This is a genomic window from Dyella jejuensis (assembly GCF_044904675.1).
Classification (GTDB): Bacteria; Pseudomonadota; Gammaproteobacteria; order Xanthomonadales; family Rhodanobacteraceae; genus Dyella_B; species Dyella_B jejuensis.
Genome location: NZ_JADIKJ010000015.1, coordinates 75,422 through 90,487 on the forward strand (window position 1 = coordinate 75,422; position 15,066 = coordinate 90,487).

A 15,066-nucleotide genomic window follows, 5' to 3' on the forward strand; every position below is an offset into this window, starting at 1 on the left:
AGGGCGGGGATTGCAGGAAAGTCTGCCCAATCCAACCCTTAACGTCTATCATTGCATGTTTTCCGAGGCCGGGTTCCACCATGTCCGACGCCCTTACCTACCGCGCCGCCGGCGTGGATATCGATGCCGGCAATGCCGTGGTCGAACGCATCAAGCCGCTGGTCAAGCGCACCTTCCGCCCGGAGGTCATGGGTGGCCTGGGCGGCTTCGGTGGCCTTTTCAACCTGGGTACGCGCTACCAGGAGCCGGTGCTGGTCTCGGGCACCGACGGCGTGGGTACCAAGCTCAAGCTCGCCCAGCAGCTCGGCCGGCACGATACGATCGGCATCGACCTGGTCGGCATGTGCGTCAACGACGTGCTCGTGCAGGGCGCCGAGCCATTGTTCTTCCTCGATTACTTCGCCACCGGCAAGCTCGACGTGGAGACCACGGTCGCCGTGGTCGGCGGCATCGCCAAGGGCTGCGAATTGGCCGGCTGCGCCTTGATCGGCGGCGAAACGGCGGAAATGCCCGACATGTATCCGCCGGGCGAATACGATCTGGCCGGCTTTACGGTGGGCGCGGTGGAAAAGGCCGCGCTACTGAGCGGCGACACTATCGTTGCTGGCGATGTCGTGCTGGGCGTGGCCTCTTCGGGTCCGCATTCGAATGGCTATTCGTTGATCCGCAAGATCGTCGAGCGCGCGGGCAATCCGCTGGAGTTGGATCTTGGCGGCGTAAGGCTCGCCGATGCGCTGATGGCGCCGACCACCATCTACGTAAAACCGCTGCTGGAACTGCTGAAGCTGGGCACCGTGCACGGCATGGCGCACATCACCGGCGGCGGGCTAAAAGAAAACATCATCCGCGTGGTACCTGACGGCCTCGGCCTGAAGCTGGACGCCAACGCCATCGTACTGCCGCCGGTGTTCGACTGGCTGATGCGCGAAGGCAACGTGGCGCGCGAGGAAATGTGGCGCACCTTCAACTGCGGCGTGGGTTTCACCGTACTGCTGCCACGCGATGCCGTCGCCGCCGCATCGGCCTTGCTGGCCAGGCATGGACTGGATAGCCGGGTCATCGGCGAAGTGATCAAGGCGCAAGGCGACGAGCGCGTGCATATCAGCTGATAACTCGAACAACCCTTTCCTTTCCGGAAAATCCGGATGAAGGGGTCGCTACGAAGTGATGCCGGACTGCCGTTTTCATCGGATATTGGCCTGGCCGTTCGCGCTTTACTCCCTGTTCTTTCCGAAGCAAAGAAAGCCTCCGCCCAGGCACACAATGCCCTCACCGTTTCGCATCGCCATCCTCGCTTCCGGCCGCGGCAGTAATGTCGCCGCCTTGCTGGCCGCGCGCGAACGCGGGGAACTGCCAGTGGAGTTCGTGCTGGTTGCCAGCGACAAGCCCGCCGCGGGCGCGCTGCAACTAGCGCAGTTGGCGGGCGTGCCCACCGTCGTGCTCGACCCGCGCGATTATGCCGAACGCCGCGATTACGACTTCGCCCTGTTCGAACGGATCGCGGCAAGCAAGCCGGATCTGCTGGTACTTGCCGGCTTCATGCGCATCATCGACGGCGACGCCTTGCAGCCGTGGGCCGGCCGGATGATCAATATCCATCCGTCGCTGTTGCCGAAATACCGTGGCCTGCACACTCACCGTCGAGCGCTCAAGGCTGGCGATGCCGAGCACGGCGCGAGCGTGCATTACGTGACGGCCGAACTCGATGGCGGCCCGGTGATTGCGCAGGCGCCGCTGTCGATCGAAGCGGGCGATGACGAAAATACCCTGGCTGCCAGGCTGCTCCCGCTCGAACACCAGCTGCTGCCCGCGGTGGTGGCGCTTATCGCAGCCGGCCGGTTGGCCCTCGACGAAAACGGTGTCAGTTTGGATGGCGAACGGCTCCGCCATCCTTTGCGATGGCAGCACGGGAATTTGCTCTGCTAAGCGCGCAACGACGTGTTCAGGATTTGTGCGTACACTGCCGATCCATGCGCACCCTCAAACTACCCCGCACCCTCCTCGCCGGCTTTGCGCTGGCCGTATTCACCACCGCCGCGCTGGCCGCGCCGCCGACGCCTTTCACCGCCACCTACCAGGTCTCGCGCGATGGCGAAGCCATGGGTGAAGCCACCATCACGCTCAAGTCGCTGGGCCATGGCGAGTACGAATACAGCAACCAGATTCACGGCACTTCCGGCCTGGCCGCGATGCTTGGCGCGAATTCCAGCGACGTCACGCGCTTTCGCTGGAACAACGACGCACCCGAGACCGAGACCTACAATTCCAAGGTGAGCGCGCTCAAGACCAGGCAGCGCGTGATGCAAGTGAACTGGAACGCTAAGCAGGTCAGCGTCAACGAAGGCAAGGGCGTCACCACCTATGCCGCCACGCCCGGCATGGTAGACCGCAACACGATGTCGCTGGCGCTGGGACTCGCGCTGCGCGCCGGCAACCAGAACGTGACCTTGCCGGTGGGCGTGAAGCAGCGCGTGGAGCAGCAGCAATTCAAGGTGCAGGGAACCGAATCGATCAAGGTGCCGGCCGGCAGCTTCCAGGCCGAGCGCGTGACGCGCACCGATTCGGACAAGCACTTCGATGCCTGGTATGTGCCGAAACAATTCCCGCTGCCGGTGAAGATGGCGCAGAGCGATGGCGGCGATTTGACTTTGGAGCTGGTGCGCTACAGCTCGCCATAAAGAAAAAGGCCGCGTCGGCGGCCTTTTCCATCTGCATCTGCGGGTGTCGCTGCGTTTAATCCGGCAGCACGCCCTGTCCCATTCAAGTCGGCAGTCGGCGAATCTTCGCACCCAGCGTGCCGAGCTTCTCTTCGATGTTCTCGTAGCCGCGATCGATGTGATACACGCGATCGACCGTGGTGTCGCCCTCGGCGACCAGTCCGGCCAGCACCAGGCAGGCCGATGCGCGCAGGTCGGTCGCCATGATCGGCGCGCCGCTCATCTTGTCCACGCCCTGGATGATGGCGGTATTGCCCTCGAGGCGGATGTCCGCACCCAGCCGCTGCAATTCATGCGCATGCATGAAGCGGTTTTCGAAGACGGTTTCGGTGATGATGCCCACGCCCTCGGCCACGCAGTTGAGCGCGGTGAACTGCGCCTGCATGTCGGTGGGAAACGCCGGATACGGCGCAGTGGTGATGTTCACCGCCTTCGGGCGGCGGCCTTGCATGTCCAGTTCGATCCAGTCCGGGCCGGTGGAAATGTGCGCGCCGGATTCCTCCAGCTTGGCCAGCACCGCATCCAGCGTATCGGCGCGCGCATTGCGGGCCCGCACCTTGCCGCCGGTCATCGCCGCGCCCACCAGGAAGGTGCCGGTTTCGATGCGATCGGGCAGCACTTCGTAGGAAGCGCCGTGCAGGCGCTCCACGCCGTGGATCACCATGGTCGAGGTACCCGCGCCTTCGATCTGCGCGCCCATCGCATTGAGGCAGTTGGCCAGGTCGACCACTTCCGGCTCCTGGGCCGCGTTGTCGATGACGCTGGTGCCGGAAGCCAGCACCGCCGCCATCATCACGTTTTCGGTCCCGGTCACGGTGACCATGTCCATGACGATGTGCGCACCTTTGAGCCGCTTGGCGCGCGCGCGGATGTAGCCGTTCTCGACATCGATATCGGCACCGAGCGCCTGCAGGCCGCGAATGTGCTGGTCGACCGGACGCGAGCCGATCTGGCAGCCGCCGGGCAGCGAAACCTCGGCCTGGCCGAAGCGCGCCACCAGCGGTCCGAGCACGAGGATCGAGGCGCGCATGGTTTTCACCAGTTCATACGGCGCGAAATAACGATCGGTGGAACGCGGATCCACCTGGATCTTCATGCGGTCGTCCACCACCAATTGCACGCCCATCTGGCCGAGCAGTTCCATGGTGGTGGTCACGTCGTGCAGGTGCGGTACGTTGCTGATGGTTACCGGTTCGTCGGCCAGCAGGCAGGAGGCGAGAATCGGCAACACGGCGTTTTTCGCGCCGGAAATACCAACTTCGCCGCGTAGCGGCTCACCGCCGCTGATCAGGATCTTGGCCATCGGGAATCCTTAAGGAAGCAAAATCCGGCAAGCGGCTGCAGCGGCCATCAACGGCGCGCAGCGGCTTCTTCCGGCGTAAGAGTCTTGAGCGCGAGCGCATGGATCGCGCCCCCCATCAGGTCGCCCAGCGTGGCATAGACAAGACGGTGACGCGCCAACGGCAATTTGCCCGCGAACTGCGCAGCGACCACTTCCGCCTCGAAGTGCACGCCATCGTCCCCTTGCACGTTTGCCCGTGCGCCGGGCAGGCCGGTTTCGATCATTGCCTGGATGCTGGCTGCGTCCATTGTTTTTCCAATACTGGGATCCTGAACGCTGGCTGCCGCTTGCGGCGGGGCGAGCCATTGGCGTCAGGCATCAAGATAGAATGCGAATATGCCATGTTAATGGAAATCCGCTGTCGCAGAAACGACACGGAGGTGGCACCCCGCTCCAGCTGCCGAGGACGCATGAACGCACCCATCGCCAAGCCCAAATCCACCCAGGTGGATGCCGCCGCCATCGTGCGCAGCGCGCGCACCGTGATCGCCACCGAGGCGGCCGCCATCCGTGCCCTGGAGCCGCGCGTCGACCAGACTTTCGTCGAGGCCTGCCGGCTGATCCTTGGCTGCAAGGGGCGCGTGGTGGTCACCGGCATGGGCAAGTCAGGCCATATCGGGCGCAAGATCGCCGCTACCCTGGCCTCCACCGGCACCCCGGCCTTCTTTGTGCATCCCGGCGAAGCCAGCCATGGCGACCTGGGCATGATCCTGCCGCAGGACGTGGTGCTGGCCCTGTCCAACTCGGGCGAGACCGACGAAATCCTGTTCATCCTGCCGGTGATCAAGCGCCAGGGCATCCCGCTGATCGCGATCACCGGCAACCCGGATTCCTCGCTGGCCGGCCAGGCCGACGTACACCTGGACGCAGGCATCTCGGCCGAAGCCTGCCCGCTTGGCCTCGCCCCCACCGCCAGCACCACGGCCGCGCTGGTGATGGGCGACGCACTTGCCATCGCATTGCTGGAGGCACGCGGGTTTACCTCCGAGGACTTCGCGCGTTCCCATCCAGCAGGGAGCCTCGGGCGCCGCCTGCTGCTGCATATCAGCGACGTGATGCACACCGGTCCGGGCATCCCCATGATCGCCCCCGATGCCAGCCTTACCGAAGCCCTGATGGAAATGACCCGCAAACATTTAGGCATGACCGCGGTGGTGGATGACGATCGGCATCTGCTGGGCGTATTCACCGACGGCGACCTGCGCCGCGCGCTGGACGACGACGGCGTCGACCTGCGCAATGCCCGTGTCAGCGACCTGATGACGCGCGGCCCGAAGGTCATCGGCGCGGACAAACTCGCCATCGAGGCGGCGCAGCTGATGGAGAAATACCAGATTCACGCCTTGCTGGTGGTCGACGACGCGCAGCGCGTGGTCGGCGCCCTGAACATTCACGACCTGCTGCGCGCGCGCGTGGTTTGACGGACATCGCATGCCTTACCTCTCCGACCTTCCCGCCGACCTGCTTGCCCGCGCCGCCAACATCCGCCTGGCGGCGTTCGACGTCGACGGCACGCTGACCGACGGCCGCCTCTGGTACAGCGAGGGCGGACACGAAACCAAGGTTTTCCACGTGCACGATGGCCTCGGCCTGAAACTGCTGCAGGCGCATGGCGTGCAGGTAGCCATCGTCAGCGCGCGCATCAGCCACCCGGTGGCGCTGCGTGCGGAAGAACTGGATATCGCCCACGTCTACCAGGGCCAGGGCGACAAGCGCGAATGCCTGCGGCAAATACTTGAAGCGCTGAAGCTGCAACCCGAACAGGCCGCCTTCGTCGGCGACGACCTGCCCGACCTGCCCGCGATGAACCTCGCCGGACTTGCCATCGCGGTAGCCAATGCGCATCCGTGGGTAGCCGAGCAGGCTCATTGGCGCACGCGCCTGGGCGGCGGCCTGGGCGCGGTGCGCGAAGTATGCGATCTCATCCTGCACGCACAGGGCAAGAGCGCGGCCGAACAGGAGCGCTGGCGGTGAACGTGCGCCGATACCTGCGCGACAACCGCACCACCGTCGCCATCGTGCTGCTGGCCATTGCCGCGCCGGCGAGCTGGATGCTGCAACGCTGGGTCGTGGGCGCGCCCGCGGTCAGCGATTTCATCGGCCCGCCCATTTCCGACTACGTGCTCTACAACTCCAAGGTATGGAGCTACGACGTCACCGGGCTGCTGAGCTTCACCATGACCTCGCCGCGCATGGATCGCCGTGGCGGGGACGAATCGCTGTACATCAATGCGCCAGTGTTCGACATCACCGCCAAGAAACCCGGCGTGCCGGACTGGCATGGCAACGCACCCTACGGCTGGGTCAATAAGAGCGGCACGCTGATGCGACTGGATGGTTCGATGTACATGCAGCGGCCGGCCTACGTGCTCGCGGGGAAAGCAAATCCCGTGTCAACATTATGCACCTCCAATGTCACCGGCTGGCCGAAAGAGAACCGCATGGAAACCGCGGATCCGGCCACCATGACGCAGGGAGCAAGCGTAATGAACGGGGTCGGCATGCGTGCCAGTCTCAACGACAATCACCTGGAGCTGCTTCATGAAGTGCATGGCACGATCTATTCCAGCCAGAACAATGCTACGGCTAAGCCTATTGACTGCCGGGCTATTGCTCATGCAGCCGGCACTGGCCAGACAGGATGATCGCAACCAGCCGATCAACGTCGTGCATGCCGATCATATGGACGGCTACAACGCACCCAACTCCGTCACCACGCTAACAGGCAATGTCCTGATTACGCAGGGGACGATGAAGCTGACCGGACAGCTCGCAAAGATTTACACCGCGAAGGAAGACACATCCGTCGATCACATCACCGTGACCGCGACGCCGAAGAAGCAGCCGCATATCGAACAGATCGACGACAACGGCAACCTCATGACGGGCGATGCGGATCAGCTGTATTACGACAACGTCAACGGCGTCGCGATCCTCACCGGGCACGCGCACATCTGGCAGGCCACCAAGGGCGAGTCCTTTGGCGCCAAGCTCACCTACAACCAGAACACCGGTTACATCGTCGGCGAAAGCGGTAACGAAGGCCCGGTACATATGACGTTCCTGCCGAAGCAGAAACCGGTTACGCCCAAACACCCGGCGCCCGCGGGCAGTACACCCGCCAAACCCGGCGCTCCTGCCTCGAGCACGGCCAAGCCGGCTCCGGCCTCCACCGCACCGGCGCCTGCCAGCAGCGCGCCGACCAAGGGATAACCGCTACATGCTTTCCGCTGAAGGCCTGCAAAAAAGTTTCCGCGCGCGCCAGGTCGTGCGCGATTTCGCGTTCTCGATCCGCCAGGGCGAAGTGGTGGGCCTGCTCGGCCCCAACGGCGCCGGCAAAACCACCTGCTTCTACATGATCGTCGGCCTGATCGAGGCCGATGGCGGGGCGATCAAGCTCGACAAACAGGACATCACGGGCCTGCCCATGCATGCCCGCGCCAAGCTGGGCATCGGCTACCTGCCACAGGAGGCCTCGGTATTCCGGCGCCTCAGCGTGGCCGATAACATCATGGCCGTGCTGGAGCTGCGCGAAGGCCTCGACCAGCGCAAGCGCGACGCCGAGCTGGAGAGCCTGCTGGACGAACTGAAGATCTCGCACATCGCCGGGCAAAAAGGCATCAGCCTGTCCGGCGGCGAGCGCCGCCGCGTGGAGATCGCCCGCGCGTTGGCCGCGCAGCCGCGCTACATGTTGCTGGACGAACCGTTCGCCGGCGTCGACCCGATCTCGGTCGGCGAAATCCAGCGCATCGTGCGCCATCTCAAGGAACGCGGCATCGGCGTGCTGATCACCGACCATAACGTGCGCGAGACGCTGGGCATCTGCGACCGCGCCTACATCATGAACGAGGGCGAGGTGCTCTCGCGCGGTACCCCGGCGCATATCCTGGCCGACGAAAAGGTACGCGAGGTCTATCTGGGCCGCGAATTCCGCTTGTAATACTCCAACTAAATCGCTCGCACAAGCCGCAACATTGCGCCGTTTCACATCGCCATGCACAGGCGGCCATTCCGGCTCCGGCAGCTATGGCCGGTCTTCCGTTGAAGGGTTAGGATGATGCCAACGTCACCCCTTTGGCAGGCATGAAACCCGGACTTCAGTTCCGCCTTAATCAACAGCTGGCTCTCACGCCGCAATTGCAGCAAGCCATCCGGCTGCTGCAGTTGTCGCAGTTGGAGCTGGCCGCCGAGTTGCGCCAACTTGCCGAAAGCAATCCGTTGCTTGAATTTGCCGAAGATGCCGATGCCGAGCAGGACGAGGCCGAAGGCGAAAGCGAGTTCGACATCAAGGCTTCGGCGCCAGGCAGCGATACCTCATCCAGCAACGATAACGATGAAGTACCGGAATGGACCGAACCTGACATCCGTTCCGACGAACCGATCGATTTTTCTTCCGGCAACGGCAGCGGCAGCGGCTCGAACAACCACGACGATGAAGGCATGGAACCGCAGAACGCGGCGGCCGAATCGTTGCAGGAGCACCTGCTGTGGCAGCTCAACCTCACGCCGATGGAACCGCGCGCCAAGGCCATCGCCACGGTGCTGATCGACGCGCTGAATACGGATGGCTATCTGGCCGAAGGCATGGATGCCGTGCTCGCCGCGCTGCCGCCACACTTGAAAGCCACTGCCGAGGAAGTGGAGAGCGTGCGGCGCCGGCTGCAACACTTCGATCCTGCTGGCGTGGCCAGCATCGATCTTCCCGATTGCCTGCGCGCGCAGCTGGAACAGTTCGATCCCGCCACGCCATACCGCGACCTGGCCTTGCGCATCGTCGAGAGCGAACTGGAACTGCTTGCCCGCAACGACATGGCCAAGCTCGCGCGGCGGTTGCATGCCAGCGAGGACGAAACCGCCGGCGCGGCCATCCTGATTCGCAGCCTGGACCCGCGTCCGGGCGCGGCCATGGATACCACGCCGGTCGAGTACGTCGCCCCCGACGCCTATGCGCGCAAGGAAGGCACGCGCTGGCGGGTTGCCCTCAATCCCGACAGTCAGCCCAAGCTGAGCCTCAACCAGCATTACTGCAACCTGATCGCCCAGGCGCGCAGCGACGACGCCAGTTGGATGCGCGGGCAATTGCAGGAAGCGCGCTGGCTCATCAAGAGCCTGGAATCACGGGCCGAGACCTTGCTCAAGGTGGCGGAAGCCATCGTGCGTCGGCAAAGCGCCTTCCTCGACTATGGTCCGGAAGCGATGCAGCCGCTGGTGCTGCGCGAGGTAGCCGAGGAGGTGGGCATGCATGAGTCAACCATTTCACGTGTCACCACTCGCAAGTACATCCATACGCCGCGCGGAACATACGAACTGAAGTATTTCTTTTCCAGCGGCGTTTCCACCGAGGATGGCGGCAGTGCATCGGCCACCGCGATCCAGGCCATGCTACGCAAGCTGGTCGACCAGGAAGACCCGCGCAAGCCCCTGTCCGACCAGGCGCTCGCCGAAGCGTTGCACGGCAAGGGCATTCAGGTGGCGCGACGCACCGTCGCCAAGTACCGGGAAATCCTGCGCATCCCCAGTTCCAGTGAACGACAGCGCAACAGCTGAATCACGCCGGTACCGTTAAGGATGCTCTGATCAATGCTACGCAGGCGTCACCAGCTCTGTCTGTTCGCAGACCATAGGTTCGTCGGCGCACGCGGGGAGGGTACATGGATGTACCCGGCTTTGAGGAGCGAGGAAGGCAGACTGGCTGGCTGTCGAGACGACGGACCGCACGCGGGGAGAGTGCATGGATGCACTCGGCTTTAAGGAGCGAGGAAGGGATGCGGACAGACAGAGCTGGCCCCAACATGTTGAATTTAAAGCGATGGGGTGATGACCAGAAGGCTCGCAGAGTGCGCCGCGCGGCTTGGCAAGACGGCCAGTCTTCCCGGCGCCGCACAACACACTCTGCGAGCCTTCTGGACATCATGCCGCCTACGTAGCATTGATCAGAGCATCCTTAAGTCGGGAACTTGCGACTTAATGGAACGATCCCATCTCTGAGAGTAAGGTTTGGCTTCACGGTTTAGCTTCACGACGCAATGATCGTGTTCACGGCGATCGGCGCGTCGACCAACGCCGCCGCTGGCGGCCAGCTCTAGAAGGAGGCGCACCATGCAATTCCAACTCAGTGGTCAAAGGATCGATGTCACCCAGGCCCTGCGCGACCACGTCACGGCCAAGCTCGATCGATTGACCCGCCTCGACGACCGCATCGTCAGCCTGAACATCGTGCTTTCGATCAACAAACTGCAGCAGCGGGCCGAAGGAACCATCAGCGTGGCCGGCAACGCGCTGCACGCCGAAGCCACCGAGAGCGACATGTACGCCTCGATCGATATCCTGTTCGACAAACTCGTGAACCAGCTGCGTCGCTACCGTGAAAAGCTGTGTGACAAGCACCAGCGTGAAGTACGCGAGGTTCGCCAATACGTTTGATACCGCCGGCCCGCCCCTCCCGGGGCGGGCTTTTATCCTTCCAGCACCCGGCCACAACCCGCCGCATCGCCCAAACTGGCACAATGTTCCTGCCGCCGCCCCCGAACAGGCAGCCCTGCGGCGCAAAGGAACGTCCGTGGACCGGCTTACTGCACGACAACTCTTCGATGACATCCACGAGCGCATGGCCTTGCGCTGGATCGCAGGCGTGCGCGGTGAAGGGCGCGTGCTGGAATACGGCTCCACGCCGGCGCGCCGCCCATCGCTGGTGGGCTATCTCAACGTCATCTATCCGAACAAGATCCAGATCGTCGGCACCGAGGAACTGAGCTACCTCGACAGCCTCGACTCGCGCCAGCGCTGGGAAGTCATCCACAAGGCGGCCGCCACGCAGCCGGTTGCTTTCATCGTCACCAAAGACCAGACGATTCCCGCGGATCTGCGCGAAGTGGCGGAAGAAACCGACACCCCGCTGTGGATCAGCACCAAACGGGGCCACGAGTTGCTGACATGGATGCAATACCATCTCGCGCGTTCCATGGCACCGCGCGTCACCTTGCACGGCGTGCTGCTGGAAGTGTTCTCGATCGGCGTGCTTATCACCGGGGAAGCCGGCTCCGGCAAGAGCGAACTGGCGCTTGAACTGATCAGTCGCGGCCACCGGCTGGTGGCGGACGACGCGCCGGAGTTCACCCTGATCGCGCCCGATGTCATCGACGGCGCCTGCCCGGAACTGCTGCAGGACCTGCTGGAAGTACGTGGACTGGGCGTGCTCAACGTGCGTGAGATGTTCGGTCATACATCCGTAAAGCCATCCAAATACCTTCGCCTGGTCGTGCACCTCAAACCGTTGCGCGATGGCGAATACACCGATGGACTGACGCGCCTCACTGGCGACGTAGGCCATCGCGAGATTTTCGATGTCCAGGTACCGATGATCACCCTGCCCGTCGCACCCGGCCGCAACCTGGCCGTGCTGGTGGAGGCCGCCGTGCGCAGCCATATGCTCAAGAGCAAGGGCATCGACCCGGCCCAGAGCTTCATGGACCGCCAGGCCCACCAGATGCGTCGACTTCCGCCTTGGTAATCCTATGAGCCAATACGAAGGCCTTATCTCCAACGACGATCCGGATGCCATCCATCTGGTGGTGTTGACCGGCATGTCCGGCGGCGGCAAGACCGTTGCCCTGCGCGCATTGGAAGATCTGGAGTTCTACTGCGTAGACAACCTGCCCAGCGCCCTGCTGCCGCAGCTGGTCGAAGCGGCGACACGTGGCGACAGCCATCGCCGGCGCATCGCCGTCGGCGTGGACGTGCGCAATCGCGATGAAGATTTCCAGCACATGCCCCGGGTGCTATCGGCGCTTGCCGCCACCGTGCACGTACACCTGATCTTCCTCGACTGCAACGACGCGGTCCTGATCAAGCGCTATTCGGAAACCCGCCGCCGCCATCCTCTTGCGATACGTGGCATGTCGCTGGCCGACGCGATCGCCGAGGAACGTCGCCGGCTGCGGCCGTTGATGGCAATCGCCGAGCGCGTAATCGATTCCAGCGACTTGAATGTGCATCAACTTCGTCGCCTGATTGCCACCGGCTACGCGCAGACCACCGCCGGTCTGACCCTGATGTTTCAATCGTTCGCTTTTCGACGCGGACTGCCGCTGGATTCGGACTTCGTTTTCGACGCGCGCTGCCTGCCCAACCCGCATTGGGAACCCACGCTGCGCCCGTTGTCCGGCAAGGACGGCCCGGTACGCGAGTTTCTCGAACGGCAACCAGTGGTCGGGGAGTACTTCACCGATACCGCGCGCTGGCTGGACGCCTGGCTGCCGCGCTTCGAAGCGGACGACCGCAGCTATGTCACTATTTCCATCGGCTGTACCGGTGGCCGCCACCGTTCGGTCTATCTGGTCGAAAAACTTGCCGCGCACTATCGCACTGGCCGCGAAAGCGTCCTGACTTTCCATCGTGAACTTGAGTGAGTCCCATGCTGTCACTGACAAGCCCAATCAAAGCCGCCGTGTCATGACTGTTGGCGTGCTGTTGATGACCCACGAGTCGGTCGGGCAGGCGCTGGTGAAAGCCGCACGTCACGTGCTGCCGAAACTGCCGCTGCGGGTCGCCACCGTGGAAGTGCCCGCACGGTCCGATCCGGATGTGATGCGCACGCTGACCGCCAAGCATGCGCGCGAGCTGGATCACGGCGAGGGGGTGCTGGTGCTGGCCGACCTTTACGGCGCCACGCCCTGCAATATCGGCTTATCGCTCAGTACGGTGGGCGTGAGGCTGCGTTGCGTTTCGGGATTGAACTTGCCCATGTTGCTGCGCGTACTCAATTACGCCGACAAGCCGCTGGATGAACTTGCGGAAATCGCGGCCAGCGGCGGCCGCGGAGGAATCTTCATAGACCATGCTTGAAAAAGAACTCGTCGTCTCCAACAAACTTGGCTTGCATGCCCGCGCATCGGCAAAACTGGTGCAGCTCGTGCAAGGTTTCAAATCCACCGTGTGGCTGGTCAGCAAAGGTCGCGAAGTGAATGCGCAAAGCATCATGGGCGTCATGATGCTGGCCGCGGGCATCGGTACGCCGCTCATCGTGCGCGCTGACGGGCCGGACGAATCGGCGGCACTCGATGCGGTGCTGGATTTGTTCAATCGTAAATTCGACGAAGGGGCGTAAGATGATCGACTCGGGAATCGCACGTCGCGAATCGGGAATGCCGGCCTCACCGTCTCCGGGTGCGTGGGCCTGGGCGCTTCCCATCCACGAATCGCGATTCGCGATGTATGCGCCGACCGGGGCCAGTCCATGAGGCAAATCCTCGCCGGCACGATGGCTTCGCGCGGCATGACGCTTGGCCGCGCACGGCTGGTCCAGCCCAGCCGCTATCTGGTCGATACACGCCCATTGAGCGAAGAGGACATCCCGTCGGAACTGGAGCGGCTGCATGCCGCGCTCGATACCGCGCGCCTGGAACTGCACGAGCTGCGCGGCAAGCTGCATGGCGCGCTGGCACGCGAGGTCAATGAATTCATCGACGCGCACAGCCTGCTGCTCGATGATGCCGAGTTGTTGCGCGGCCTGGACGAAATGATCACCATCGGCCGTTACCGCGCCGGTGCCGCCCTGAAGAAGCAGCGCGACCGTCTTGCCGGCGTATTCGGCGCCATGGACGATCCCTACCTGCGCAGCCGCATGGAGGACATCGACCAGGTCATCGGCCGCGTGATCTCGGCGCTGCAACGCCAGACCAGCGTGGAAGAACGCAAGCTTGCCGCGCGCGTCGGCGAGATCCTGGTCGCCGATACTTTGGCTCCCGCCGACATGGCGCACCTGGCGGGGAACGGCCTGCTCGGCGTGATCACCAGCTCGGGCAGCCCCTATTCGCACAGCGCGATCCTGGCGCGCAGTCTCAGCCTGCCGATGCTGGTTGGCACCCGCGATGCGCTGTCGACCATTCATGACGACGACCTGATCCTGCTCGATACCGAGCATGGCGAGGCGGTGGTACATCCCACCGCGCAGGATCTGGCCCGCTATCGCGCCTGGCAGCGCGAGGCCGCCCAGGAAGGCCGTCGCCTCGCCAGCCTGGCCAATGCGCCCACGCGCACCCGCGACGGCATCGACATGCGCCTGCTGGCCAATGCTGAATCCGCCAGCGATGTCGCACTGGCGCGCACGCGCGGCGCGGATGGCATCGGCCTGTATCGCACCGAATTCCTGTTCTTGCGGCACAAGGGCCTGCCGTCGGAAGACGAGCAATTCATCGCCTATCGCGATGTAGTCCTCGGCATGGGTGGCGCGCCAGTTACCATCCGCACCCTCGATCTGGGTGCGGATAAGGCCGATGCCGCCGGACTGGTGATTCGTGGCGAGGAAAACCCCGCGCTGGGCGTCCGCGGCGTGCGCCTTTCGCTGCGCCATCCGGCAGTGTTTACCACGCAGATTCGCGCGATCCTGCGCGCTGCCTGCTATGGGCCGGTGCGCGTGCTGGTGCCGATGGTGACCCAGCCAGACGAACTGATCGCCGTGCGCACGCTGTTCAAGCTGGCGCGGCAGGAACTCAAGCGCGAGAACGTGGACCTGCCGGAAAAGCTGGCGCTGGGCGCGATGATCGAAGTGCCTGCCGCGGCGATCAACGTGCGCGCATTGCTCGAGCACGCCGACTTCCTGGCGATCGGCACCAACGATCTGGCGCAGTACGTGCTCGCTGCCGATCGCGGTAACGACGCTTTGGAAAATATCTACAACCCGCTGCAGCCCGCCCTGCTGCGCCTGCTCTCGCACGTGATCTCCGCCGGTCGCCGCGCCGGCAAGCCAGTGAGCCTGTGCGGCGAGATCGGCGGCGACGTCCAGTTCACCGCCCTGCTGCTGGCACTGGGCCTGTGCGAATTCAGCATGCATCCCAGCCGCATTCTGCACGTGCGCGATCGTCTGGCCACGCTCGACCATGGCGTATTGCGCAGCCAGGCTCCCAAGCTGATTCGTGCACGCACGCACGAGGAAGCAGAATCGCTGTTGGCAGCCATCGTGGGTTGCGCACCGTAACCACCTCTGCCCTGCGTTGATTCCACTCGCGG

At 63.8% G+C, this 15,066-nt stretch carries 17 protein-coding genes; 15 read left to right on the forward strand and 2 right to left on the reverse strand.

What is annotated here, in order from left to right; all coding sequences use genetic code 11:
* The first annotated feature begins 80 nt into the window (after positions 1 to 80).
* The 3 genes from purM to ISP15_RS13555 all read left to right on the forward strand — a co-directional run bounded on the left by purM (position 81) and on the right by ISP15_RS13555 (position 2,678).
* Positions 81 to 1,109, forward strand: a complete 1,029-nt coding sequence (purM, locus tag ISP15_RS13545; RefSeq protein ID WP_404548079.1) for a phosphoribosylformylglycinamidine cyclo-ligase — start codon at positions 81 to 83, stop codon at positions 1,107 to 1,109.
* A 154-nt stretch (positions 1,110 to 1,263) separates the two neighbouring features.
* On the forward strand, positions 1,264 to 1,926 hold the full coding sequence (gene purN, locus ISP15_RS13550; RefSeq protein ID WP_404548081.1) for a phosphoribosylglycinamide formyltransferase: 663 nt from the start codon (positions 1,264 to 1,266) through the stop codon (positions 1,924 to 1,926).
* 44 nt (positions 1,927 to 1,970) lie between these two features.
* Positions 1,971 to 2,678, forward strand: a complete 708-nt coding sequence (locus ISP15_RS13555) for a DUF3108 domain-containing protein (RefSeq protein WP_404548083.1) — start codon at positions 1,971 to 1,973, stop codon at positions 2,676 to 2,678.
* A gap of 82 nt (positions 2,679 to 2,760) precedes the next feature.
* Here the strand turns inward: ISP15_RS13555 and murA are convergent, their stop codons facing one another.
* Both murA and ISP15_RS13565 read right to left on the reverse strand, forming a co-directional pair.
* Entirely contained in the window at positions 2,761 to 4,020 is a 1,260-nt protein-coding gene (gene murA, locus ISP15_RS13560; RefSeq protein WP_404548085.1) for a UDP-N-acetylglucosamine 1-carboxyvinyltransferase, read from the reverse strand.
* 47 nt (positions 4,021 to 4,067) lie between these two features.
* Positions 4,068 to 4,307: a BolA family protein gene (locus ISP15_RS13565; RefSeq protein WP_404548087.1), complete on the reverse strand. Its 240-nt coding sequence runs from the start codon at positions 4,305 to 4,307 to the stop codon at positions 4,068 to 4,070.
* A 162-nt stretch (positions 4,308 to 4,469) separates the two neighbouring features.
* Between ISP15_RS13565 and ISP15_RS13570 the strand changes: the two genes are divergently transcribed.
* From ISP15_RS13570 to ptsP, 12 genes are all read left to right on the forward strand, one after another.
* Positions 4,470 to 5,480, forward strand: coding sequence for a KpsF/GutQ family sugar-phosphate isomerase (locus ISP15_RS13570; RefSeq protein WP_404548089.1), 1,011 nt, complete (start codon positions 4,470 to 4,472; stop codon positions 5,478 to 5,480).
* 10 nt (positions 5,481 to 5,490) lie between these two features.
* On the forward strand, positions 5,491 to 6,033 hold the full coding sequence (locus ISP15_RS13575; RefSeq protein WP_404548091.1) for a KdsC family phosphatase: 543 nt from the start codon (positions 5,491 to 5,493) through the stop codon (positions 6,031 to 6,033).
* Positions 6,030 to 6,704, forward strand: a complete 675-nt coding sequence (lptC, locus tag ISP15_RS13580; RefSeq protein WP_404548093.1) for an LPS export ABC transporter periplasmic protein LptC — start codon at positions 6,030 to 6,032, stop codon at positions 6,702 to 6,704. The genes ISP15_RS13575 and lptC overlap by 4 nt, the downstream gene beginning before the upstream one ends.
* Entirely contained in the window at positions 6,676 to 7,272 is a 597-nt protein-coding gene (gene lptA / locus ISP15_RS13585; RefSeq protein WP_404548095.1) for a lipopolysaccharide transport periplasmic protein LptA, read from the forward strand. The genes lptC and lptA overlap by 29 nt, the downstream gene beginning before the upstream one ends.
* A 7-nt stretch (positions 7,273 to 7,279) precedes the next feature.
* Positions 7,280 to 7,999 (forward strand): LPS export ABC transporter ATP-binding protein, encoded by a 720-nt coding sequence (gene lptB, locus ISP15_RS13590; RefSeq protein ID WP_404548098.1) that lies wholly within the window; start codon positions 7,280 to 7,282, stop codon positions 7,997 to 7,999.
* Between the two features lie 143 nt (positions 8,000 to 8,142).
* Positions 8,143 to 9,606 (forward strand): RNA polymerase factor sigma-54, encoded by a 1,464-nt coding sequence (locus ISP15_RS13595; RefSeq protein WP_404548101.1) that lies wholly within the window; start codon positions 8,143 to 8,145, stop codon positions 9,604 to 9,606.
* A gap of 552 nt (positions 9,607 to 10,158) precedes the next feature.
* Complete coding sequence (gene hpf / locus ISP15_RS13600) at positions 10,159 to 10,482, forward strand: ribosome hibernation-promoting factor, HPF/YfiA family (protein ID WP_404548103.1); 324 nt, start codon at positions 10,159 to 10,161, stop codon at positions 10,480 to 10,482.
* Positions 10,483 to 10,618: 136 nt separating this feature from the next.
* Positions 10,619 to 11,569: an HPr(Ser) kinase/phosphatase gene (gene hprK / locus ISP15_RS13605; RefSeq protein WP_404548105.1), complete on the forward strand. Its 951-nt coding sequence runs from the start codon at positions 10,619 to 10,621 to the stop codon at positions 11,567 to 11,569.
* 4 nt (positions 11,570 to 11,573) lie between these two features.
* On the forward strand, positions 11,574 to 12,467 hold the full coding sequence (rapZ, locus tag ISP15_RS13610; protein WP_404548107.1) for an RNase adapter RapZ: 894 nt from the start codon (positions 11,574 to 11,576) through the stop codon (positions 12,465 to 12,467).
* A gap of 43 nt (positions 12,468 to 12,510) precedes the next feature.
* On the forward strand, positions 12,511 to 12,903 hold the full coding sequence (locus ISP15_RS13615) for a PTS sugar transporter subunit IIA (RefSeq protein ID WP_404548109.1): 393 nt from the start codon (positions 12,511 to 12,513) through the stop codon (positions 12,901 to 12,903).
* Positions 12,896 to 13,165 carry an HPr family phosphocarrier protein gene (locus tag ISP15_RS13620; protein WP_404548111.1) on the forward strand — a complete coding sequence of 90 codons (270 nt, stop codon included), beginning with the start codon at positions 12,896 to 12,898 and terminating at the stop codon, positions 13,163 to 13,165. Before ISP15_RS13615 ends, ISP15_RS13620 begins: the two co-directional genes overlap by 8 nt.
* A 129-nt stretch (positions 13,166 to 13,294) precedes the next feature.
* Positions 13,295 to 15,034: a phosphoenolpyruvate--protein phosphotransferase gene (ptsP, locus tag ISP15_RS13625; protein ID WP_404548113.1), complete on the forward strand. Its 1,740-nt coding sequence runs from the start codon at positions 13,295 to 13,297 to the stop codon at positions 15,032 to 15,034.
* Positions 15,035 to 15,066 lie beyond the last annotated feature (32 nt).